At 41.7% G+C, this 22,075-nt stretch carries 16 protein-coding genes and 1 pseudogene; 12 read left to right on the forward strand and 5 right to left on the reverse strand.

Going from position 1 to position 22,075, the window contains the following annotated elements; all coding sequences use genetic code 11:
• Positions 1 to 27 precede the first annotated feature (27 nt).
• From NSQ66_RS14555 to NSQ66_RS14570, 4 genes are all read left to right on the forward strand, one after another.
• Entirely contained in the window at positions 28 to 654 is a 627-nt protein-coding gene (locus NSQ66_RS14555; RefSeq protein ID WP_076141652.1) for an HAD family hydrolase, read from the forward strand.
• 222 nt (positions 655 to 876) lie between these two features.
• Entirely contained in the window at positions 877 to 2,244 is a 1,368-nt protein-coding gene (gene nhaC / locus NSQ66_RS14560) for a Na+/H+ antiporter NhaC (protein ID WP_038570924.1), read from the forward strand.
• A 94-nt stretch (positions 2,245 to 2,338) separates the two neighbouring features.
• Positions 2,339 to 3,559 (forward strand): GNAT family N-acetyltransferase, encoded by a 1,221-nt coding sequence (locus tag NSQ66_RS14565; RefSeq protein WP_036677937.1) that lies wholly within the window; start codon positions 2,339 to 2,341, stop codon positions 3,557 to 3,559.
• 84 nt (positions 3,560 to 3,643) lie between these two features.
• The gene (locus NSQ66_RS14570) at positions 3,644 to 3,967 is read left to right on the forward strand and encodes a hypothetical protein (protein WP_036677934.1); all 324 of its coding nucleotides are present in this window, start codon (positions 3,644 to 3,646) and stop codon (positions 3,965 to 3,967) included.
• Between the two features lie 44 nt (positions 3,968 to 4,011).
• Here NSQ66_RS14570 and NSQ66_RS14575 read toward each other — a convergent pair.
• Positions 4,012 to 4,595 (reverse strand): annotated as a pseudogene (locus NSQ66_RS14575) (TIM barrel protein).
• Positions 4,596 to 4,708: 113 nt separating this feature from the next.
• Positions 4,709 to 5,740, reverse strand: a complete 1,032-nt coding sequence (locus NSQ66_RS14580; protein WP_076215403.1) for a M23 family metallopeptidase — start codon at positions 5,738 to 5,740, stop codon at positions 4,709 to 4,711.
• 191 nt (positions 5,741 to 5,931) lie between these two features.
• On the opposite strand from NSQ66_RS14580, the gene NSQ66_RS14585 reads away from it, so the two are divergent.
• The 4 genes from NSQ66_RS14585 (at position 5,932) to NSQ66_RS14600 (ending at position 10,255) form a co-directional block, all read left to right on the forward strand.
• Positions 5,932 to 6,687 (forward strand): response regulator transcription factor, encoded by a 756-nt coding sequence (locus NSQ66_RS14585; protein ID WP_036677929.1) that lies wholly within the window; start codon positions 5,932 to 5,934, stop codon positions 6,685 to 6,687.
• Entirely contained in the window at positions 6,684 to 8,435 is a 1,752-nt protein-coding gene (locus NSQ66_RS14590; RefSeq protein ID WP_076141650.1) for a HAMP domain-containing sensor histidine kinase, read from the forward strand. Before NSQ66_RS14585 ends, NSQ66_RS14590 begins: the two co-directional genes overlap by 4 nt.
• A gap of 196 nt (positions 8,436 to 8,631) precedes the next feature.
• The gene (locus tag NSQ66_RS14595; protein WP_076141649.1) at positions 8,632 to 9,498 is read left to right on the forward strand and encodes an SDR family oxidoreductase; all 867 of its coding nucleotides are present in this window, start codon (positions 8,632 to 8,634) and stop codon (positions 9,496 to 9,498) included.
• A gap of 211 nt (positions 9,499 to 9,709) precedes the next feature.
• Positions 9,710 to 10,255 (forward strand): CueP family metal-binding protein, encoded by a 546-nt coding sequence (locus NSQ66_RS14600; protein ID WP_036677924.1) that lies wholly within the window; start codon positions 9,710 to 9,712, stop codon positions 10,253 to 10,255.
• 286 nt (positions 10,256 to 10,541) lie between these two features.
• Here the strand turns inward: NSQ66_RS14600 and NSQ66_RS14605 are convergent, their stop codons facing one another.
• Positions 10,542 to 11,468 carry an IS3 family transposase gene (locus NSQ66_RS14605; protein WP_143766314.1) on the reverse strand — a complete coding sequence of 309 codons (927 nt, stop codon included), beginning with the start codon at positions 11,466 to 11,468 and terminating at the stop codon, positions 10,542 to 10,544.
• Positions 11,417 to 11,734, reverse strand: coding sequence for a transposase (locus NSQ66_RS14610; RefSeq protein WP_036683594.1), 318 nt, complete (start codon positions 11,732 to 11,734; stop codon positions 11,417 to 11,419). The genes NSQ66_RS14605 and NSQ66_RS14610 overlap by 52 nt, the downstream gene beginning before the upstream one ends.
• 224 nt (positions 11,735 to 11,958) lie before the next feature.
• On the opposite strand from NSQ66_RS14610, the gene NSQ66_RS14615 reads away from it, so the two are divergent.
• From NSQ66_RS14615 to NSQ66_RS14630, 4 genes are all read left to right on the forward strand, one after another.
• Complete coding sequence (locus NSQ66_RS14615; protein WP_076099273.1) at positions 11,959 to 12,471, forward strand: DinB family protein; 513 nt, start codon at positions 11,959 to 11,961, stop codon at positions 12,469 to 12,471.
• Between the two features lie 279 nt (positions 12,472 to 12,750).
• On the forward strand, positions 12,751 to 13,659 hold the full coding sequence (locus tag NSQ66_RS14620; protein ID WP_038570935.1) for an NAD(P)/FAD-dependent oxidoreductase: 909 nt from the start codon (positions 12,751 to 12,753) through the stop codon (positions 13,657 to 13,659).
• A gap of 300 nt (positions 13,660 to 13,959) precedes the next feature.
• On the forward strand, positions 13,960 to 15,441 hold the full coding sequence (locus tag NSQ66_RS14625) for an Lsa family ABC-F type ribosomal protection protein (RefSeq protein ID WP_036677916.1): 1,482 nt from the start codon (positions 13,960 to 13,962) through the stop codon (positions 15,439 to 15,441).
• Positions 15,442 to 15,621: 180 nt separating this feature from the next.
• The gene (locus tag NSQ66_RS14630) at positions 15,622 to 18,411 is read left to right on the forward strand and encodes a glycoside hydrolase family 3 C-terminal domain-containing protein (RefSeq protein ID WP_076099272.1); all 2,790 of its coding nucleotides are present in this window, start codon (positions 15,622 to 15,624) and stop codon (positions 18,409 to 18,411) included.
• 89 nt (positions 18,412 to 18,500) lie between these two features.
• Here the strand turns inward: NSQ66_RS14630 and NSQ66_RS14635 are convergent, their stop codons facing one another.
• Positions 18,501 to 21,980 carry a glycoside hydrolase family 2 gene (locus tag NSQ66_RS14635; protein ID WP_076316235.1) on the reverse strand — a complete coding sequence of 1,160 codons (3,480 nt, stop codon included), beginning with the start codon at positions 21,978 to 21,980 and terminating at the stop codon, positions 18,501 to 18,503.
• Between the last annotated feature and the right edge of the window lie 95 nt (positions 21,981 to 22,075).

Raw genomic sequence — 22,075 nt, forward strand, 5'->3', positions numbered from 1 at the left:
TTTGTTGTAATCCTATAGGAGGTAGTTATGCGTAAATATAACACTGTAATCTTTGATGTGGATGGAACCTTAATTGATACAGAAATTGCTGTTTTGAGTTCTCTGCAAAAGATGTTAAAGGTGGATCACAACAAAGAGTATGAATTGTCAGAGCTTAATTTTGTGTTAGGTATTCCAGGTTCAGCTTCATTACCGCAACTTGGGATCGAAGATATTCATGAGGGCAATGAGAGATGGAATGTTTACATGAAAGATTTCTATGATACTATTAACATCTTTGACGGAATTGTAGATGTAATGAGTTCATTACAGTCAAAAGAGATCGTTCAAGGAATTGTGACTTCCAAGACAAGAGATGAGCTAAATGACGATTTCGCTCCATTTGGCTTAACTAAATATTTATCATATACCGTTATCGCAGAAGATACAGCAAAGCATAAGCCACATCCAGACCCCTTGCTAGAATTTATTAGAGTATCAAAAGCAAACCCTGAATCATCTATTTACATAGGGGACACGATTTATGATTATGAATGTGCACGAGATGCTGGTGTCGATTTTGGATTAGCTTTATGGGGATGCAAGCAGCATGAGCATATTCCCGCGAAATATAAATTTGAAACTCCGCAGGATATTTTAAAGCTGCAATTGTAAAGTGAATAGGATGAATATAAAGCAGAGCGGCATTTTGCCCTCTGTTTTTTAATGGAAAAACCTTCATTGTATGTTCTTAACATTGACTCTTCTCTATCTTATCGTTAATATTACCTCTGTGCTTCATTGCCCAAAAGCCTAAAAGCTTAAAAGCTTAAAAGTAAGGAAGCGCCGCATTCTTCGGATTTTATCCCAATCACAATGTTAAGGAGCACTATCGTTATGGACCGTCAGCTTAGTTTTTCAAAAAGTATGATTATCATCGCCTTTATTCTTGCATTTCTTTTTGTATCTATTTTCCTATTAAAAGCAGAACCTCATATCCCGCTTCTCGCAACCACAGTTGGCACAGCAGTCTTATTGGGTTTATTTGGTGTGTCATGGAAAGATATTGAGGCAGCTATCATCAAAGGCATACAAACAGCTATAATGCCCATTCTTATTCTCATGCTAATCGGAATATTGATCGCTGTATGGATGATGAGTGGTACGGTGCCTACACTTTTATTTTATGGTATGGATTATATTAATCCGAACTACTTTGCAGTAAGCGCGTTATATGTCACAATTGTCGTCTCTATGTTTACTGGAAGCTCATTCACCACCGTTAGCACGATTGGTGTAGCTTTGATGGGTATTGCTTTGACGACAGGGATTTCTCCAACACTTGCTGCTGGAGCGATTATTTGTGGAGCTTGTTTTGGTGATAAAATGTCACCTTTATCTGATACTACAAATTTCGCACCTGCAGTGGTAGGTATATCCTTGTTCACACATATTCGTAATATGATGTACACAACGATTCCAGCGCTTATTATAACTACTGTCTTTTTCTTGTTCGCACCAAAAGCCGATGCGATTGATTTATCGTCGATTCAGGGGATTAAGTTTGCTCTACAGGATGGATTTAGTATTCACTGGTTAACGTTGATCTCACCACTTGCCGTTATTATTTGCTCAATCAAACGAATCCCAATCCTTCCTACACTGATGGTTGGCATTGTCACTGGTCTTCTGGTGACCGCTATTATTCAGCAGCAGACAGAAATCGGTGTCTGGTTCAGTGTGATGCAGAATGGATACGAAAGTACTATTGCCAATGAAACCGTTGCTTCTATCGTTAACCGAGGTGGAATGCAATCAATGATGAGCTCCGTTTCACTTATCTTGATTGCTTTATCATTAGGCGGGCTAATACAATATTGTGGTGTCATAGAGGCTTTTTTTCGCAAAATCATTCAACCTCTCAAACGTAAAAGCAGTATCGTGCTTATGAGCGGCGCATCATCCATTGCGGTTAATGGGATGACTGGTGAACAGTATCTTTCTATTTTGCTGCCCGGTCAAATGTTCAAAGATGAATATAATCGCCGAGGCATTCCAGCAAAGACACTATCCCGTACGTTAGAGGATTGTGGAACCCTTGTTAATCCTTTAATTCCTTGGGGAGTTAGCGGTGCTTTTTTCGCAGCTACACTAGGTGTACCGGTAATTGAATATATACCTTATGCCACCCTTCTGTGGTTAAGCCCATTCATCACGTTTGCGTATGCTTTGATCCCGAAGCTGCAAAAGAACTCGTTAGGCTAACCTTCTCTGAAAGAATGTATTTATTGAACGGATATAAAGAATAATAAGAGTGATTTCTGATTTATATCTGGGTAATTCAGCGGGGGTATTGATAGTGAGTCGCAATAAGTTGCAGGATAGAATCAGGTTAGCAAATGTCGAGACTAAACATGCAGAGCAATTTAATAATTTATTACGTTATGTATTTCAAGTGACGAATCGTGATTTACAAATCTTTGGTTGGGAAAATCGTGAAATCACCCAAGCGAAGCTGCCAGTTCTAAAGTATGCTGATGTAGTCGGTTGGTTTGATGGTGATAAATTGATTTCACAGTTAGCAGTATACCCATTTCAAGTAAATATTTTTGGGCGAATTTATGAGATGGGTGGCCTGACGGGTGTTGGAACCTATCCCGAATATGCTAATTTAGGTTTAATGAATAAGCTGATGCTGCATGCATTAACTAAAATGCGGGGCCGCAAGCAATCAATTTCTTATCTATTTCCGTATTCCATTCCATATTATAGGCGGAAAGGCTGGGAGATCATTACCGATAAAATCTCATTTGAAGTTCCGGATACTCAGCTGCCGAAAACTAAAAAAGTTCCTGGGAACGTGGAGCGGGTAACTATTGAACATCCGGATATCAAGGAGATATATGATCAGTTCTCCATGCAGCATCATGGAGCTATGCTTCGAAATAAGTTGGCTTGGGAAGAATATTTACGCTGGGATCTGGATGAAATGACGGTAGGCATCTATTATAACAATGATGATTTGCCCACGGGGTATTTGTTGTATTGGGTTGCTGAGGAGATCTTTTATATCAAAGAAATGGTATATATTAACGAAGAAGCTCGGGTGGGATTATGGAACTTTATAAGTGCACATTTTTCGATGATTACTCTTGTCAAAGGGGATATTTATAAAGGGGAGCCGCTTTCCTTCGTTTTAGATGATGGTGACATCAAGGAAACCATTGCTCCTTATTTTATGGCCCGGATAGTGGATGTACAATTATTTATCGAACAGTATCCGTTTAAAAAACAGGATAAAGAGGGTTGCCTTATCTTCACCTTGAGTGATCCGATGCTGGAATGGAACCGGGGTACATTTACGCTTAATGTGGATAAAGATGGAACAGGTGTTTTGCACGCAGGAGGGACTAACCCTTCCTTGTTGATTGACATTCCGACTTTAACCACGATGTTAATGGGCTATAAGCGACCTACCTATTTGGCTAGGATCGGTCGGATCCAGGCAGATGAAGCGACAGTTCAATTCCTGGAAGGGTTAATCAGGCCAGAACATCCTTATTTCTCTGATTATTTTTAAAAAGCATACTCTAATGAGTGTGCTTTTTTGTTCTTTTATAGTAGAATTGATTCTCGGCAACACTAAATGATATGGGGTGTAAGAATGGCGATTAATTTCACCAAACCAATGATCCAAAGGTTAGAACAAGAAATCATAGAGGTAGAGAGCAAGCTCAAAAACGTGAAGAACAAAAAGGAAAAATCCAAATTCAAAATTAATCAATTAGAACAGGATATGAAATTTAGCAAGTCTCACACAGATTTGAGCAGTAAAATGACGCGAATCAAAAAGCTTAACGATGAAATTAAAAACATGAATCGCCTGCAAGCTGATCTTTCCAAAGAATTAACAGCAAAGAAAAACTCGTTAAAAAAACTCCAGGTAAATGGAACCGCGCCTACTACAATTGATTCCACAAAAGGATAATCGATGATGGTTGCACAGATAAAAAACCGCGTAACTGGCGGTTTTTATTTTTTTACCAGCTCATCTGTATCTCCCCTTAACAAGGAAATCTCATGCTTATAGGGTGCGTTTACATATTTCTTTTCACCGATGGAGGGAGTCTCTAAGAGTTTGGGAATAGCTGGAAGTTATTCAAAAGAGACTCCACATTCACTACCTTTTCCATAGTTTCTAATGAAACCTGAACATTTCGTTTATCTGTTAGCACTTCGTTTAAGCCTTCCGCGATCCGAGAGATGCCGGCTTGAGAGCCAGGATGTAGGACGATTTGGGTTGAACCCAAAGCTTCTGTTCTTATGATTTCTGATTGAAGAAACTCTATACTATGCTCAAAGACCTGTGCCGAAAGTGTATTTCCTAAGTTAACAATAAATGGAGCGTGTACAATAATATTAGAAATACCGTTATCTCTCATATGAGCATGTCCTGCTTCAATATTCAAAGCTTCAATGGGTTTGCGGCGTGTATTTTGTGGGGCTCCGGTATAAAAAAGGAAGGTGGCCGCTCCATAAGAAGCTGCCTCTTCACTAGCTCGAAGGAGCATTTTTGTTCCGGTCATAGACACATGAGAGCCTAGGAGTAAAGACATCGGGGTTGACACTTCCTTTCCTCAGAATACAGGAAGTTTTTTAGGGAAGATCAAGGTTGTCTTATCTGATCTATTATTTATGAGAGACAACCTTAGCGACCCGGAATTTAGCGCTAATTAGCGGCGAAAATAGTCTCGCCTTGAATTGGTTTTAAATCTTGCTCCCATTTAACTCTGATTGCCCGGGAAGTGAATAGATCAGCTCCATCTGAGATTTGGAAGTGTAGATGGGCCTCGCTCGTATTACCAGAATTACCTGTTAAGCCAATAACCTCCCCTTTTTCGACTTTATCCCCCGGTTTTACAGTAACTGACCCTTGTTTGAGATGCGCCAAATGACTATATTCCCCGCCATGATCAATGACAACGATATTTCCGGTAGCTTGATTCGGATTCATGACCCCAACTGGCTCATTGTCTTTAATGTCATTCACAACCGATACAACGGTGCCGTCCGCTGGAGCGAGAATGTTTTTGCCAAAGGCATAATAGCTTTCATTTTTTAGTGGGTCTCCTTTATAGGAATAGTTATCTTTGGTTTGGATAAAATCGTAAGCGTAACGCTGGATTTCTAACTCATAATGATAATTCACAAGCACATTCTCGCCACCCCAAAACACATACCAATCCCCCTCAAACGGCAGCGCGTATTCATGTTTACTTAGTACATTGTCGGTTTCAGGAGAAGGGATAAGCTCTTGAACTTGAATTAATGTAATCATCCCATCCGGATCAAACATCCCGACGAGCCCCTTATTGCCAGCATCACTAACCCATGTGCGTCGATCAAATCCATTAAGCTGCATGGTCGATGCCTTTTCCAATGTATGGATACCCTTAGTGAATTCTTTTCCTGTCTCTGCTAATTCTGCTTCACTTATTTCATCTTTTAAAGGCTGGTTAAAGCGGGCATACAACTCCTTATACTTCCCGTCCAGTAGAATCTTTGATAGTTCATCTGGAGCAAATCCGCTCAGAATGGCAGCTGTGGCCGGGTTTGTTGTCTGCTCCGCCTTTTCAGTAGTCGGCACATCAGCATTCTCTCCTCCACAGGCAGCCATTAATAAAGACAATGACCCTACAGCCAAGGCAGTTCTTGTATTCAAAATAACTTTATGAATGATTTTTTTAGGTTTTTTGTACATATATATCGCCTCCCAGTATTACGATTGTAGCAGTCTATCCTTAGCTCTTCTGAAATTCTATATTAACACTTACATAATTTACTAGCTATTTAATGAATACGAATTAAGCTTCCGTTAAGATTAGTAAGATTGCTAGCCAAAAAAATCATGCTATGATGATAAAAACGTCTATTGTGAAAGGGAAAATTTATATGAATGAGGCTTCAATTTTATTGGTTGATGATGAGGTATCACTTTTAGACATTATGGAGACAGTGCTGCGTAAGGAAGGCTACGTCAATATAGATACAGTGCAAACAGGTGAAGAAGCAGTAAGTGCCTGTGAATCCAAAAAATATGATTTAATTGTGCTGGATGTAATGCTGCCCGGACGAAGTGGCATCGAAATCTGCCCTTTTATCCGGCAGACGACGGATGCTCCTATTCTTTTTCTGACTGCTCGGACGTCTGATTTCGATAAATTAACGGGCTTTGCTATAGGTGGAGATGATTATATCACTAAGCCCTTTAACCCGCTTGAAGTGGTGGCTCGTATAAGAGCACAGCTGCGGAGATATTTTGCTTCTGCTAACCAACAGGCTACTGGCAAGAGTGTAGAAATAGTCCCCCATAAATCTGCAAATGTATATGATTACGGAAGGTTTAAGCTAGATGAGACAGCGGGAGAACTCCTGGTAGAGGGTCAGTCTGTTGCTTGTCCGGCACTTGTATTTCAACTGCTGGTCTTCCTATGCAAACATCCCAATCAGATTTTCAGCAAAAGTGAGTTATATGAGAAAGTATGGGGCGATGAAGCACTGAGTGATGATAATACGGTCATGGTTCATATTCATCGAATTAGAGAACGTATCGAAGCAGACCCGTCCGATCCAAAATTTATTGTTAACGTAAGGGGCCTTGGTTATAAGCTGGTGAAGGTAGACCGCCAGGAGTTGTCCATGCCATGAACATCAAACGCCGGTTAACGTTAAGGTTCGTTCTACAGCTAGCAATTACGGGAATGGTTGTTCTCGCTATTGCAGCGGTAACGTTTACTTGGATGCTGTTGCGTTTTCTCGATATCAGTATTACGCGTGATTTTGCTAATGTTGGCTTAGAGCAACTGGTTGAATCCTCCAAAATTGATGAGAAGGGCATTCAATTTTCCCCGAGCTTGCTGGAGCAAGTGAAGAAGAATAAGGGCTGGCTGCAAAACATCGATGAAAATGGAAAAGTTGAAAGTGCCTACAACACTCCAAAAGATGTCCCAATTCAATATGGACCGGGTGAAGTAGTCGCCTATTGGACAGGGACTCAGCCTTTTCCGTATACTCTGGCTGTATGGATTCAAGAGAAAAATGGGAGACAATTCACGCTTCTTTATGGCGCGCCAAATATACTAGATCCTCTGTTAAAAAAAATGAGCGAAGGTACATTTGATGCAGTAGATGGAGATCTGGTTCTGCCTGATTCGATTGAAAGAGAAATTAAATCATCACAGGCTTTTGTTCAACTCATTGATTCATCGGGTACGGAGCTGCTCTCCTATAATAGGCCAAAGATGATTCCCACCAAGTACTCAGTGCCAGAGCTAGCACTACGCACTCTCTACAGTGAACGTTACGGCTATCATGTCCGATCTTCTTTTGATAAACAAACCGGCCAAACATGGATCGTTGGACAACCAAACGTAAAGGGAGCAGATACAGGCCAAAAGGTATGGGTACCTGAAGAGGTTAAAATTGTTATTAAAGGCTCATTAGCAATGCTCGCGGCTTTATTGCTTGCATTTATATTGCTTTCTTTATGGCAAGCTCATAGGTTTGGAGCGCCAATGCTGCATATGCTTGTATGGCTCGATTCCATTGGAAATGCCATATATACAGAGCCTATGGACCGTAAAGGAAATCGTCGTAGTCGAACACACGTAGGTAAATGGAGACGGAGATACCGGGTTTTTTCTGATGTTATGGTATCCATAGAGAAATTATCTGCTAATTTGCAGAGAGATCAAGCGTTGCGGCAACAAACAGAGAATTTGAGGGAAGAATGGATCGCAGGTGTTACACATGATTTAAAAACTCCTTTATCTTCTATAACTGGTTATGCCCATTTACTGGCGGAGCCTTCGTATGATTGGTCGAAAGAGGAAGTTCGCAAGTTTACAAGGACTATGCTGGATAAATCAGCCCATATGGACATGCTTATTAGTGATCTTGCCATGACCTATCGGCTAAAAACAGGGATCAAGCCACCAGAGCTGATGGAGGTGGAATTGAACTTTTGGCTACATCAAGCCCTTGATCAAGCTGCTGCAAATCCCGAATACGGGAAGCAACGAATTATATTTGTGCCGGCACCAAACGAAGTGAGAGCTCGATTGTATACTCCATGGCTAGAGCGGGTGGTCAACAATTTGACTGCGAATGCTTTACTTCATAACCCCTCAGATACGATTTTAACGGTTTCGCTTACTATGAATGATGAGGACAGTGGATTTACTATTCAATTTTCCGATGATGGCGATGGAATGGATGAAGTCACACTTAACCGTCTATTTGAACGTTATTATCGAGGAACGGACACCGTATCTAGCTCCAACGGATCCGGCCTTGGCATGGCGATCTCCAAGGGATTAATCGAATGTATGGAGGGCAGGATTGCTGTTGAGAGTAGCCCTGGACAAGGGACCATTATTAAGTTGATATGGAGCTGATCATAGAACCAGCGTTTTTCCTAACGGAAATGACGGTGGTTTTTTTGTTGTGAATATAGTTTTTTAATTCTTCTGCGTATTATCCAGCCAGAGTTGGGATCATAAATAAGTTGACATCTAAACTGATTGTAACTACAATAGTTACAGGTAGTGGTTAAAAATAAATTTATCATCCTAATTTGAGGAGGAAGTAAAAATGAAAATAGCAATAACAGGAGCAACAGGTCAATTCGGATCATTGGTGATAGAAGCTTTACTTAAAACTGTACCCGCAGGTGATCTTGTAGTTAGTGTGCGGAACCCAGAAAAAGCAAGTGATCTTCAGGCGCGTGGAGTAGAAGTCCGTCATGGTGATTTTGATCAACCTGAGACGCTGGAATCAGCATTTGCCGGTGTGGATCGACTATTAATTGTCTCCGCAGATGGTGATAATGAAACCCGGATTCGTCAACATAAAGCAGCTGTTGTTGCTGCGGAAAAAGAAGGCGTTGGCTTCATTGCCTACACAAGTGTAGGACAAGCAGACAAGAGTGAACTATTTCTTGCTGAAGTTCACCGCATCACCGAAGAAGCTATTCGCGCAACAGGCATTCCTTACAGCTTCCTCCGTAATAACTGGTATTTGGAGAATGAGATCGGCTCCATTCAAGGCGCTCTAGCAGGTGCCCCATGGGTGACTTCAGCAGGGAACGGTAAAGTTGGCTGGGCTACACGCGGAGATTATGCAGAAGCTGCAGCTAATGTACTGACAGGTGACGGACATGAGAACACAGTGTATGAATTGTCTGGCAAACCTTTAACACAAGAGGAATTGACTGAGATCATAGGCACTGTAATCGGTAAAGAAATCAAAGTAATCCAGGTTGACGACGAGGCTTATGCCAAGACCATGTCGGAGGTGGGTGTCCCAGAAGCTGCGCTTCCAATAGTTGTAGCTATACAACGTGGTATTCGTGAAGGTTGGCTTAATATTGAAAGTAGCGATTTAGAGAAACTGCTGAAACGTTCAGCTACTCCTCTTGCGGATGTCATTCGTGTTATGGTCGGTAATTTACAAGCATAATAATATAAAAGATAAAAGGCTTCCTCGAGGTTGAAAAACCAGTGAGGAGGCCTTTTTTGTGTTGATAGAGGATGAATCAAATACATAACTTTTCACTATTTTGCCTTGTTCATAATTGTGTTAGTTTAGTTTAACTAGTTATACTAAAAGAAATGGAAGATACTCTGAGAGAGTACATAATCTGGCGAATAAGCGAAGGAGATGATTACAAATGAAAAGAAATATCTTGCTGGTATCTGGAGCGGCGGTTGTTGCATTAGGTGCGTATTTGTTATTGGGAGGTATCGACAAGGATACGCCCTCAGCACAAGATACAACCGACATTAAGCAATTAGTGCAAGAATATAGTTCAAGCAGTATGGAAAACCTGTCCGCTTCTATCACTTCTGAGCAACTTATTGTAACCGATAGTAACAATAAAGAGAAAACTTACGACTTGCCTAAAGATGAGTTTTTTGTTTCTATAGCTCCATATGTGGAGAATACGCATCCTTGCGCTACACATAGCTTGACCGGCTGCCAAGGGGAATTAACGGATGATGAGTTTAAAGTATATATCGAAGACAGCGAAGGCAATGTGATTGTGGATAAAGAAATGAAATCGCTATCTAACGGATTTATTGATCTTTGGTTGCCCCGGGACAAAAAATATAACGTAACCATTGAGCAGGACGGAAAAGCAGCAAAATCTGAACTTTCCACTTTTAAGAGTGATAATACATGTGTTACCACTATGCAATTGGCAGAAAGTATCTAAAAAGTTGTAGAGAGAAGACTTGGAAAGCGAATGCTCAGGAGGATGTTTCTTAAGCGATGTCGAATTCGTTATTCATAGTCCAATCTGATCTTCCTTCTGATGTATTCTGTGTCGGACTTTCGCCAAATGTCCATCGTATCGGACTCTATTGCAGCTATTTTAGATTTTCGCAGCATTTTTCAAGCTTATCGGACTGCATAGCTCTTATTGGCTTATAATGGCACAGAATCGGAGTGTTTTTAGGGAAATAGCTGCATCTGTGGACCTCTGTCAAGAAAGTGGACAGTCACGCAACAGACATTCTAGTCAATTGCTCAGCAAAACGAACTGGAGAAAGATACCCCAGCGCGCCATGCATTCGCTTGCGGTTATAGTAAAACTCAATATATTGAAAAAGTGTCTGGTAGGCTTGCTCCTTAGTTTTGAATCGTGGATTACAATAAATGAGCTCCTTTTTCAAAATGCTGTGCCACGACTCGATACAGGCGTTATCATAACAGTTACCTCTGCGGCTCATGCTGGACTCCATGCCATACGCTTTCAACTGCTGCCTGTATTCATGAGAAGTATATTGAGAACCTCTATCGGAGTGATGTAATAGACCCTTTTCCGGTTGTTTAGCTTCGTAAGCATCTTGTAAGGCGCCCGAAATTAAGCTAGTTTCCATATGGTTCTCCAAGCGCCACCCCACGATTTCGCGCGTGCAAAGGTCCATCACACTAGCCAGGTACAAGCGCCCTCCCCGGCAAGGAATGTATGTAATGTCGGTAACCCATACTGAATTGGGTTTGAGTATTTTAAATTGCTGGTTCAGCGTATTTGGGGCAATCGGATGGTCATGATTGGAGTCGGTGGTCTGTACGCGATACGTTTTGGAGACAATGGAGCGAAGCTTCATATGTCGCATGTACACACTCACCGTGCGTTCGGTAACGGTATAACCTTCTTGATGCAACAGGCGGGTGATCTTCGGACTCCCATACCGCTTTTGATGGTCTGCAAAATGATACTGAATTCGCTTCATTATCGCAGCCTTACGAAGCATATGCGTACTGTTTTTTTCTGTCCGCCACTTGTAGTACCCGCTCCGTGACACATGTAGGGTCATGCACATCTTCTCCAAGAGAAACTCGGAGCGATGTTTTTCAATAAACTGGAATCTCAGTTCCTTGGTTTGCTGAAGATGTGCACTGCTTTTTTTACGATCGCTAATTCCTCTTCCACATCAGCAATCTTGTTATCTTTTTCTTGAAGTTGACGGCTCATTTCTTTCAACTGTGCCTCGAGTTCCCGTACTCGATCCACGCTAGCTGCCGGTTCATTCTTTAGTTCTCGATACTGGCTCATCCATTGATGCAGGGTACTTTTTGGGATGTTGAGCTCTTCCGCCAAGTCGCCCACTGTCTTTGTTTGCTCTTGAATGAACTGCACTGTCTGTTTTTTAAATTCTTCGTTATACCGTTGTCGATGTTCTCCCATGTGAACACACCTCCGTGGACTCATTATCGCCAGTCTGTTAACTACTGTCCACTTTTTATTCTAGCTTCACTGGGTCCGATAACCTGGTGAAATGCCATAAATCTTCGAAATAAGAGCCCCACGGTCCGATCCAGCGGAGAGTTAGAAACTGTTTGGGAAAAGGAACAAAAGTATCACACGAATGATCAAAAGAAATTGCTTTACAGAAGAGAGGAGAGAGATGAATGGTTAAAGAGCTGATCATTGGGGATGTTTTGCAGGAGTTGGCTGGTACGCGTCGGATACTGGAGAAGCTGCCTCAGGAGCATATGACATGGAAACCACACTCTAAGTCAATGAGCCTGGGTGGGCTGGCCACACATCTCGTTAACCTTCTGAGCTGGCAATCCGCAATTCTTCTTTACTCGGAGTTTGATTTGGCATCCGTGGCATACCGACGAGAAGCACTGGAGAGTCCCGATGCGGTTCTACAAGAGTTCGACCTGAAAGCTCGTGAGATTGAGGAATTAATTACTGCAAGCAATGTGGAGATGCTCGGCGCCGAGTGGACCTTGCGGAACGGGGAGCAGATCATCCGTCGTCAGACCCGGGCTGCTGCGCTTCGTACCATCGGATTGAATCACATGGTTCACCACCGGGCACAGCTTGGAGTATATTTGCGGCTGCTTGACGTGCCGGTACCTGGTCTTTATGGACCCTCGGCTGATGAATTAGAATTAGCAAACGGGGAAGTTTGATTAGTGAGGAAGCCCTACACTGCCAAGTAAGTTCAAGATATAGCTCTTACCTTATATATTGGAGTATTAAGTTACTTCCAAACATACGGTAATGGGCTTATTTGCTTTTTTCTAGCACTACACTAAATAAAACTCATGGAGGATCGGGAGGTTTGGGTTGACACTTTAGTTAATTTGGAGATATTATAGATTCATTAAATCTATGATGTAACAGATATTTTTTTGATTTAATAATAGACAAAAAGAGTCTTTAATATCTGCATATAGGAGATGATTCATATGATTTACGATTGCATTATTGTTGGTGGTGGACCCGCAGGCTTGAACGCAGCCCTTGTTCTTGGTAGGGCAAGACGAAAAGTAGCTTTAATTGATAATAATCAGCCAAGAAATGCTGTTACCCATGCGTCATATGGTTTTATTACAAGAGACGGGGTTACACCAGCCGAGTTTCGTCGTATTGCGTATGAGGAGGTACTACGTTATCCGTCAGTTGAGCATATCCAGACTGAGATTATTTCGATTAACAAAAATGATTCTGGATTTGCAGTACTTGATTCGTTTGGTCGTCACATTGAAGCTCGCAGATTGATTTTGGCGACTGGGTTAAAGGAGGTCCTTCCTGAGATAGAGGGCCTACGTCCATTATACGGAAAAAGTCTGTTTAATTGCCCGTATTGTGACGGCTGGGAATTACGAGATCAACCCCTTGTCGTTGTTTGCGAAAATCCACATATTTTTCATATGGCAAAGATGCTGCTCAATTGGAGTAAAGATTTGGTTATCTGCACGAACGGCAAGACATTCCTTTCAGATGAACAGAAAAAAAGTCTTGAGGCCAAGGGGGTTGTAGTCAAAGAATCATTAGTTTCCTCTTTTATGGGTCATGACGGGCAACTTCAGGCGGTTCGTTTTGCGGATGGTACTGAGATCATAAGAACGGGAGGGTTTATTGCTCCGAATTTGATCCAAACGGCATCGATCGTAGATCATTTGGCTGTAGAGCGGAATGATTCTGGTGGGTTTAGCACAGATGGTGCGGGGAGAACCTCGATTCCAGGATTATATTCGGCTGGAGATGTTTCTTATTTTATGCCTTCTCAGCTAGTGTTTGCCGCGGCTGACGGGAGTCGGACAGCTATGAGTGTAAATATGGATCTTACAGAAGAAGAATTTGAACTTTTTTAACGAATTATGGGTAGGAAGTTGAAAATAATAAGTATGCATGATAACATAATTACAAATTAATGATCGGAGTTGAAAAGTATAGTGTAGTAATTATTCTTGCGTCCTATGATGAATAAAACAACAACAATGGTTTATTTCGTTTGTTTTATTCTTTGTATGCAAGAAAGTTACTACTTCTTTTCACTCGAAAATATATCCATATCTAACTCCATTTGGGGCTGGATTTGCTGTATTTATTTGAGTCACAAGAAAGTAACTTTCTTGTGGCTTTTATTTTTTAAAATACAGGAGGATTATTTTATGTCATTAATAAATGTCACAAATCTAACCTTTGCCTATGAAGGCAGCTACGATAACATATTTGAGAACGTAAACTTTCAAATCGATACCGATTGGAAATTAGGTTTCACAGGGAGAAATGGTCGAGGAAAGACTACATTTCTTAGCTTATTGCTTGGAAAGCATGAATACAGCGGTAATATTTCTGCTCATGTCAGCTTTGAATATTTCCCTTTTCAGGTGAATAACAAGGAGCTTAACACCATAGATGTGATCAGCGAGATTTTTCCGGATTATATTCATTGGAAGTTAATGCGTGAGCTTTCTTTGCTAAAGGTTTCTGAGGATGTGTTATATCGTCCCTTTGATTCATTGTCTAACGGAGAGCAGACGAAAGTGCTGTTAGCCACATTATTCATAAAGGAAAATAGCTTCCTGTTGATTGATGAACCTACAAATCATTTGGATATGACGGCAAGAAAGCTTGTCAGTGATTACCTCAATTCAAAAAGTGGATATATTCTGGTCTCTCACGACAGATCCTTTCTAGATAATTGTGTGGATCACATCTTATCGATTAATAAAACTAATATAGAGATTCAAAAGGGCAATTTTTCTAGCTGGTGGGAGAATAAAGTCAGACAAGATAACTTTGAGTTAGCAGAGGACGAAAAACTTAGAAGAGATATCAAACGCTTGTCAGCATCATCTAAACGGACAGGTAACTGGTCACATGAGGTGGAAAAAACTAAAAACGGAACTAGAAATTCTGGATCTAAGTTAGATAAAGGTTATGTTGGGCACAAGGCCGCTAAAATGATGAAACGCTCTAAAGCCATCGAGCAAAGACAGCAATCTGCCATCAACGAAAAGTCTAAGCTTCTTAAAAATATTGAAAATTCTGAGAACTTAGAGATTACGCAGCTTGCTTATCATAAACGTCATCTTGCGGAGCTGGACAATGTTTCGGTTTTTTACGGAGAGAAAAGGGTATGTTCAGAAGTAAGCTTTACCATTGAGCAGGGGGAGAGAATAGCACTCTCGGGTAAAAATGGTTCCGGGAAATCAAGTATCATCAAATTGATCTGCGGTGAGGAGATAGATTATACCGGCTCCTTCACTAAGGATAGCCAGCTTATCATTTCCTACGTATCACAAGACACTTCAGATCTACGGGGCGATTTAACAGATTATGCTAGAGAGAATGGGATAGATGAAAGTCTTTTTAAATCTATTCTGCGAAAGCTTGATTTCTCCAGAATTCAATTTGATAAGGATATTTCCACATACAGTGGCGGCCAAAAGAAAAAAGTCCTGATCGCCAAAAGTCTTAGTGAAAAAGCTCATTTGTATATTTGGGATGAACCGCTTAATTTTATTGATGTTATTTCACGTATGCAAATTGAAGAGCTATTGCTTGAATATACCCCAACACTCGTTTTTGTGGAGCATGATCGCGAATTTTGCCATAATGTTGCCACGAAGATCATTGAACTTAGCTGATATTTTTAACATCGATTGAAAATTTCCAACTCTAACAGACCAATATTATTATATTAATAAAGATAATTATTATATATATTACAGTTATCCAATGTACTATAATGGTATAGTTAAACTTTATGATATGTAATTGATGCCTAAAGAAACAACCTATAGAATTGAACAACAGGAGGAAACAAGTTGAGTACACAGAGTGTGGGAATTCCATTAGAAGGTTTTGCAGAATTTAGCCGAACGGTAGCCGCTGAAGGTGCGGTACTGTTGAAGAATGATCATCAGGTGCTTCCGCTTGGTGAAAATGATAATGTTGCTGTATTTGGCAGAACTCAAGTGAATTATTATCGCAGTGGTACTGGTTCGGGCGGTAGTGTTCATGTTACTTATACGACCAACCTGCTAGGCGGTCTTCGCAGTAAAAAGAACCTTACGGTCAACGAAGATTTGGCAGCAGTATATGAGAAGTGGATTGCGCAAAATCCATTTGATAATGGTGGCGGCGTTTGGGCTGCAGAGCCATGGAACCAGAAGGAAATGCTTTTATCCGACGAATTGGTAGCAGAGGCTAGAAGAAAATCGAACAAAGCAATCATTGTAATCGGACGTACAGCAGGAGAAGATCAGGATAATGTCGATGGTTCAGGGAGCTACCAACTAACAGCTGATGAAAAGGCGATGCTGAAGCAGGTAACTACATATTTTGAGCAAACGATTGTTGTACTGAACGTCTCTAATATTATTGATATGAGCTGGCTGAACGATGAAAGCTATAAAAATCCGATTTCGTCTGTCATCTACTCTTGGCAGGGGGGAATGGAAGGTGGTAATGCAATTGCGGACGTGCTGGCCGGAGAAGTGACTCCAAGCGGTAAATTAACAGACACGATCGCATATTCCATCAACGATTACCCGTCAACACATAACTACGGCAATGAATTTACAAACCTTTATCAGGAAGATATCTATGTTGGTTATCGCTATTTCGAGACATTTTGCCCAGAAAAGGTTCAATATGAGTTTGGTTATGGAATATCGTATACCAAGTTTAAGCTCGAGCCAGAAGAAGCAAAACTTATTAACAAAGCTGGCGAACTAAATGTTGAAGTCGGCGTAACCGTAACCAATATAGGAACTACCTTTGCTGGAAAAGAGGTCGTTCAGGTCTATTATGAAGCTCCACAAGGAAAATTGGGACAGCCTGCTAAAGCTTTGGCAGCATTCGCAAAAACAAAAGTCCTTCAGCCAGGCGAAGCTCAACGTCTTACTGTGAGTTTTCCTGTTCATTCTATGGCTTCCTATGATGACGCTGGTGTGACAGGGCATGCTTCTGCTTATGTGCTAGAAGAAGGCACGTACCGCGTGTTTGCGGGAACGAGTGTTAAAAAAGTGGAGGAAGTCAAGGTTGAAGGGAATAGCGGCTATGTCGTGGAAACTCTTCAAGTTGTGGAACAGTTACAAGAAGCTCTTGCACCAACGCAAAGCTTTACAAGAATGCAACCTGGCGTTCAAAATGCAGACGGTTCGTATGAACTTCTGTATGTAGAGGTTCCAACACGCAAGATTTCGTTAGCAGAACGGATCGAGAGCAATCTACCAACAACGATCTCCCAGACAGGCAATCAAGGGCATAAATTAAGAGATGTATTTGAACAAAAAGTTAGTATGGAAGCTTTTATTGCCCAGCTTAGTGACGATGACTTGGCTGCCATTGTCCGGGGTGAAGGCATGAGCAGTCCTTTAGTTACACCGGGTACAGCTTCTGCATTTGGAGGAGTAAGTGATAGTCTATATAACTTAGGAATCCCTGTTGCATGTACGGCAGATGGTCCTTCAGGAATTCGTATGGATAGTGGAGCAAAAGCGACTCAGGTTGCGATCGGAACGCTTCTTGCAGCTACTTGGAATGCCGAATTAGTCGAAGAGCTGTATGTGTTAGAAGGACAAGAGTTGGTAAGAAACAACATAGACACCTTGCTTGGACCAGGTCTGAATATTCGTCGCAGCCCGCTTAATGGCCGCAACTTTGAATATTTTTCTGAAGATCCTTTGATCTCTGGGGTGTTTGCCGCTGCATGTACACGTGGGATTATGAAAGGTGGCTCTAATGCCACACTGAAGCATTTTGCCTGCAATAATCAGGAGAAACATCGCAGTAAGGTTGACGCTGTTGTGTCGGAACGTGCGCTTCGCGAGATTTATTTGAAAGGTTTCGAAATTGCTGTGAAGCAGGGTGGGGCAAATTCAATTATGACCTCTTATAACCCTGTTAATGGACATTGGGCCGCTTCAAATTACGATTTGAACACTACAATTCTCCGCGGAGAATGGGGCTTCAAAGGTATTGTCATGACAGACTGGTGGGCCATCATGAATGATGTCGTTAATGGTGGAGCTGCAGACCGGAAATTTACAAATTGGATGGTCCGTGCACAAAATGACCTGTACATGGTTGTAGCTAACTATGGCGCCGAAATTAATGGATGGAATGACAACACCATTGAATCCTTGGAAAATGGATCTTTGACTAGAGGAGAGCTGCAACGTTCTGCAATGAATATTTGTGAGTTCATCATATATGCTCCAGTATTCTCGAGAAAACAGCAAATTATTGAAACGGTTGAGTCCTTTAAGGCCAATCCTTCACTTACTGCAGAACAAGTACAATCTTTATCTCAAAATCCACAGGTTAAGCCAGCCGTTGAAGGATCGACTTTCTTTGAAGTTGGCCAAGCTGGTCAATATCGGATCCTCGTGCATATCATGTCAACAGAGCCTGAGCTGGCTCAAAGTGCATGCAATGTTAATTTGAATGATCAATTGATGACAACCATTCAAACCAACGGGACAGAAGGTCAATGGATTAGACAAAAGCTTGTGAAAGTAGAACTCGAAGCAGGTCTTTATGAAATGAAACTGGAATTCATTAAACCAGGTTTACAGATCGACTGGATCGAATTTAATAAAGTTGACTAAGTAGCTCTAAATATAAGTTAAAGGAAAAACCCTGTGCTAATGCGCAGGGTTTTCTTTTGGTAAGCGATTAGTTTAAAGTTGAAACTACCTTATTCTACTTGGAACTGGAACCACTTAAAGTCAAACTGGCTCCCCGGTAGAAATATAAAGGTGACGGTTTGTGGACCGGTTACGCGCTCCAACACAAATTCTCTTTCGCAATAATCACTTGACTGTGTAAACTCCACAAGCTGTCTCTTTTCACCCTCTGGTCCGCTAAATAGAATATGCAGAGTATTTTTATCGATAGGCGAATGCCCGCATAAGGTTAGTTTAGTGCTTCCAGTATCACCGAAGTCCATATCTTTAAAGATGAGAGAGACGTTGTTACCAATATTTTTGATTTGTCCATCTGCCAGTGTAAAGGAATCCCCATAAATCTGATTGTATTCCAGAACGTTAAGTTGTTCGTACGCTTTTAAAGGTTTGTTAAACTGAAAGCCCTTGAGATGAATCTTTTTATGAAGAACAAAACAAAGGGTGGTGACACCTTTTATTCGCTCAGGTAATGAGTAGGTTTCCTCTTGATATACATTCCATATAGAAGGTTTTTGATAGGTTACCTGTGTCAGCAGAGCTGCGTTTGGAGCATCCGGAGTACCTTTCCATATATCAATCGTATATTTATCGTTATCTAGCGCGAAGATAGGAAGGGTAAGTTCAGTAGCTCCATAATCACCGAAATCGATGTTGTCGAAACAGATCCAGCTTTCACCTTCTCTTGCAGTAGCCACTCCGCGTTCATTCCCATTTGTTAAGTTCCGGCTCGTATTGCTATGATAACCAGCGGAAACAAACTCATAAGGATTCAAAAAGGCCGCTCCCATATCTCGAATATGGAATTCCATAAGCGAGTACAGGCGCACTTGATCTGCACCGTTTTTCGTTGCACACCGTACATAGACGTCTCCGTCTCCCAAAGCCGATATTACTGCTTCATGCCCATTTGCCTCAAGAACGGCTATATTGGCGTCAATGCCGGCAGCATTCGTAACTCGCCATTCAATTTCCTGATAGGTTGCGTTCTCTGGATGAATTTGCACACGAACCGGAAGTGCTCGGGTGTCCTTCGTTAGTTGATTTCCTTGTGGGCATATGATTTCCAGCTTGCGAACGGGAATTTCATCTGATAAATAGTCTTGGGATAACTCGCTCACATCCGATAGTGATTGTGACGAATGCTGATAAAGTACAAGCTCTTCGTCCTTAGAATGATCTAGCTCTCGTGCTTCGGCAGTCAGTGTAAGCTCAGCGGACTGTAAGCCTTGGGAAGATGCACGTACAACGATTTTACCTGGCTCCAATGAAGAGGCAATGACTGCAAGCAATTTTCCACTGAACATCCGGCGACTTGTTCCTTTATATGAATCGTAGTCAGTGCTGTCACCATTATCCAAACCAACAAGACGCCCCGGTCCTTCTACAGAGATTTGGATACGATTATTGGCGTTCTCCACGGGACGTCCTTCTTGATCGAGGGTCGAGATCTCAACAAATACCAAGTCCGATCCGTCAGCAGTGATCTGAGTTTTATCAGGCTTCATGACCACAGTAGTTGAATCTCCGAAAGAAGTTACCGTATCTTCAGCGATCTGTACTCCGTGTTCATCATAAGCGACTGCTCGTAGAGTACCTTCGCTAAATGGGAGCTGCCATTCCCCAAGCAGCTTTTTACCATGTTTATGGTCAATGTTAAAAGTGCCCATGGATTGATCATTAAAGAACAATTCGATTTGTGGTGCGTTGGAGCATACTCGCACATCAATAAGCTGCCCTTCAGAGAAATCCCAGTATGGAAAAATATGAATCATCGGGGCGACCTTGTAATCCGTCCATTCTGCTTGATAAATATAATAGGAATCCTTTTTGAATCCCGCGGTATCCAGTTGACCGAAATACGAGTTTTTAGTGAAGTACGGGGTCGGCTCCCCGATATAGTCAAATCCAGTCCAAATAAATTGTCCCGGTGAGTAGGTCGCATCACGATCTGCAATGATGCAAGCTTCTGTGTTCTTGGCACCCCAGCTAGTGGAGCTATTTCCTAAAGCTGAGCATTGTTCATCATCGTCAGACAATACAGACTGAGCAAAAGGGAAGTGATAGATGCCTCTGCTCTGTACAGTAGACGATGTTTCACTGCCATAAATAATCCAGTCTGGATGTTCCTCATGATGCTGATCATAGTATTTTTCGGCATAGTTATACCCTGCGAACTTCACTAGATCTGCGCATTTCTGTGCATTCTCCCAAGGCATATAGTTGGAACCGATAGTAACCACTGCATTTCCTTTAGGGTCATGAACCTGCACCAGATCACGTAATTCTATGGTTAACTCTTGGCCGCGTTCATCGGCATGGGTGTCGTATATTTCATTTCCGATACTCCACATGAGCATGGAGGGGCGATTTCTATCCCGGCGTACCCAGCTGGCAATATCTTGTTTCCACCAATCCGGATAAAATCTGGCGTAGTCAAAAGGAGTTTTACTGCGTTCCCACATATCGAATGCTTCGGAAACTATGAGCACGCCCATCTCATCGGCTAGTTCCATCAATTCAACGGCTGGCATATTGTGGGCCGTACGAATAGCGTTTACGCCCATCTCCTGCAGGAGGATAATCTGTCTTTTTAGAGCTGTTTTATTCACCGCAGCCCCCAAACATCCCAAATCATGATGTTGGCATACGCCATGAATCTTCACCTTTCGGCCATTCAATAAGAAACCTTGTTGGCTGTCAAACTCCATCGTACGGAATCCGAAGGTTTGGACTTCTTCCTCGATCACTTGTTCGTTCTCTAACAGCTCCGTTTTTAGGTTATAACAGTAAGGCTGGTTAATATCCCAGAGCATTGGATTATTGATGGATAAGAGGGCAGAGCTGGGTACAGCAGACCCGACTTGTACTGGGATTTCATTTTCTACATGAGAGATACAAGTTCCTGAAGCATCTAGTATACTGTGACGAATTATGTAGTGCTTTGCGCTTTGCAATAGATCATTGCACAATACTTCGGTATCTACCTCAACATTCCAGGCATCCTCTTTTTTGCGAGTAGAGATATAAATACCATCAGGCACAATATGTGTCCCTGGATACGTCTTCAGCCATACACTCCGATAGATGCCCGCACCGGAATACCAGCGTGAGTTAGGAGACTCATGAACCACTTGAACATAGATTTCGTTGACACCTTCAATAATGTATGGCGTGATATCTAATTCAAAAGTGGAGTATCCATTTTTCCAGACGCCTGCGATATGGCCGTTCACATAGAGAGTGGAGTCCATGTATACGCCTTCAAAACGAAGCGACACACGGCTATTTGGCACGTGCTCATCTATAACTATGCTTTTACGGTACCAGCCTTCTCCGCTTTCATATAGATTATGTGTATCAAAAATAAGCCAGTCATGGGGTAAAGTTACGTCGATCCATTCCGAATCAGCTGCTATCACCGATTCTAAAGTAGACTTAAGCGGCTGTTTGCTGAATAACCAGTCATTATTTAATCTTGTTTTCTGACTCATGAATGAAGTTCTCCTTTATCTTTGGAAAATTTAGAAGTGGTTATTAACGATGTGAATGATTTCCGTAAAGCCTTTTGTATTCTTTTTTATCATAT

Origin of the sequence: Paenibacillus sp. FSL H3-0329 (genome assembly GCF_037963285.1) — a bacterium.
GTDB classification, from domain to species: Bacteria; Bacillota; Bacilli; order Paenibacillales; family Paenibacillaceae; genus Paenibacillus_AQ; species Paenibacillus_AQ odorifer.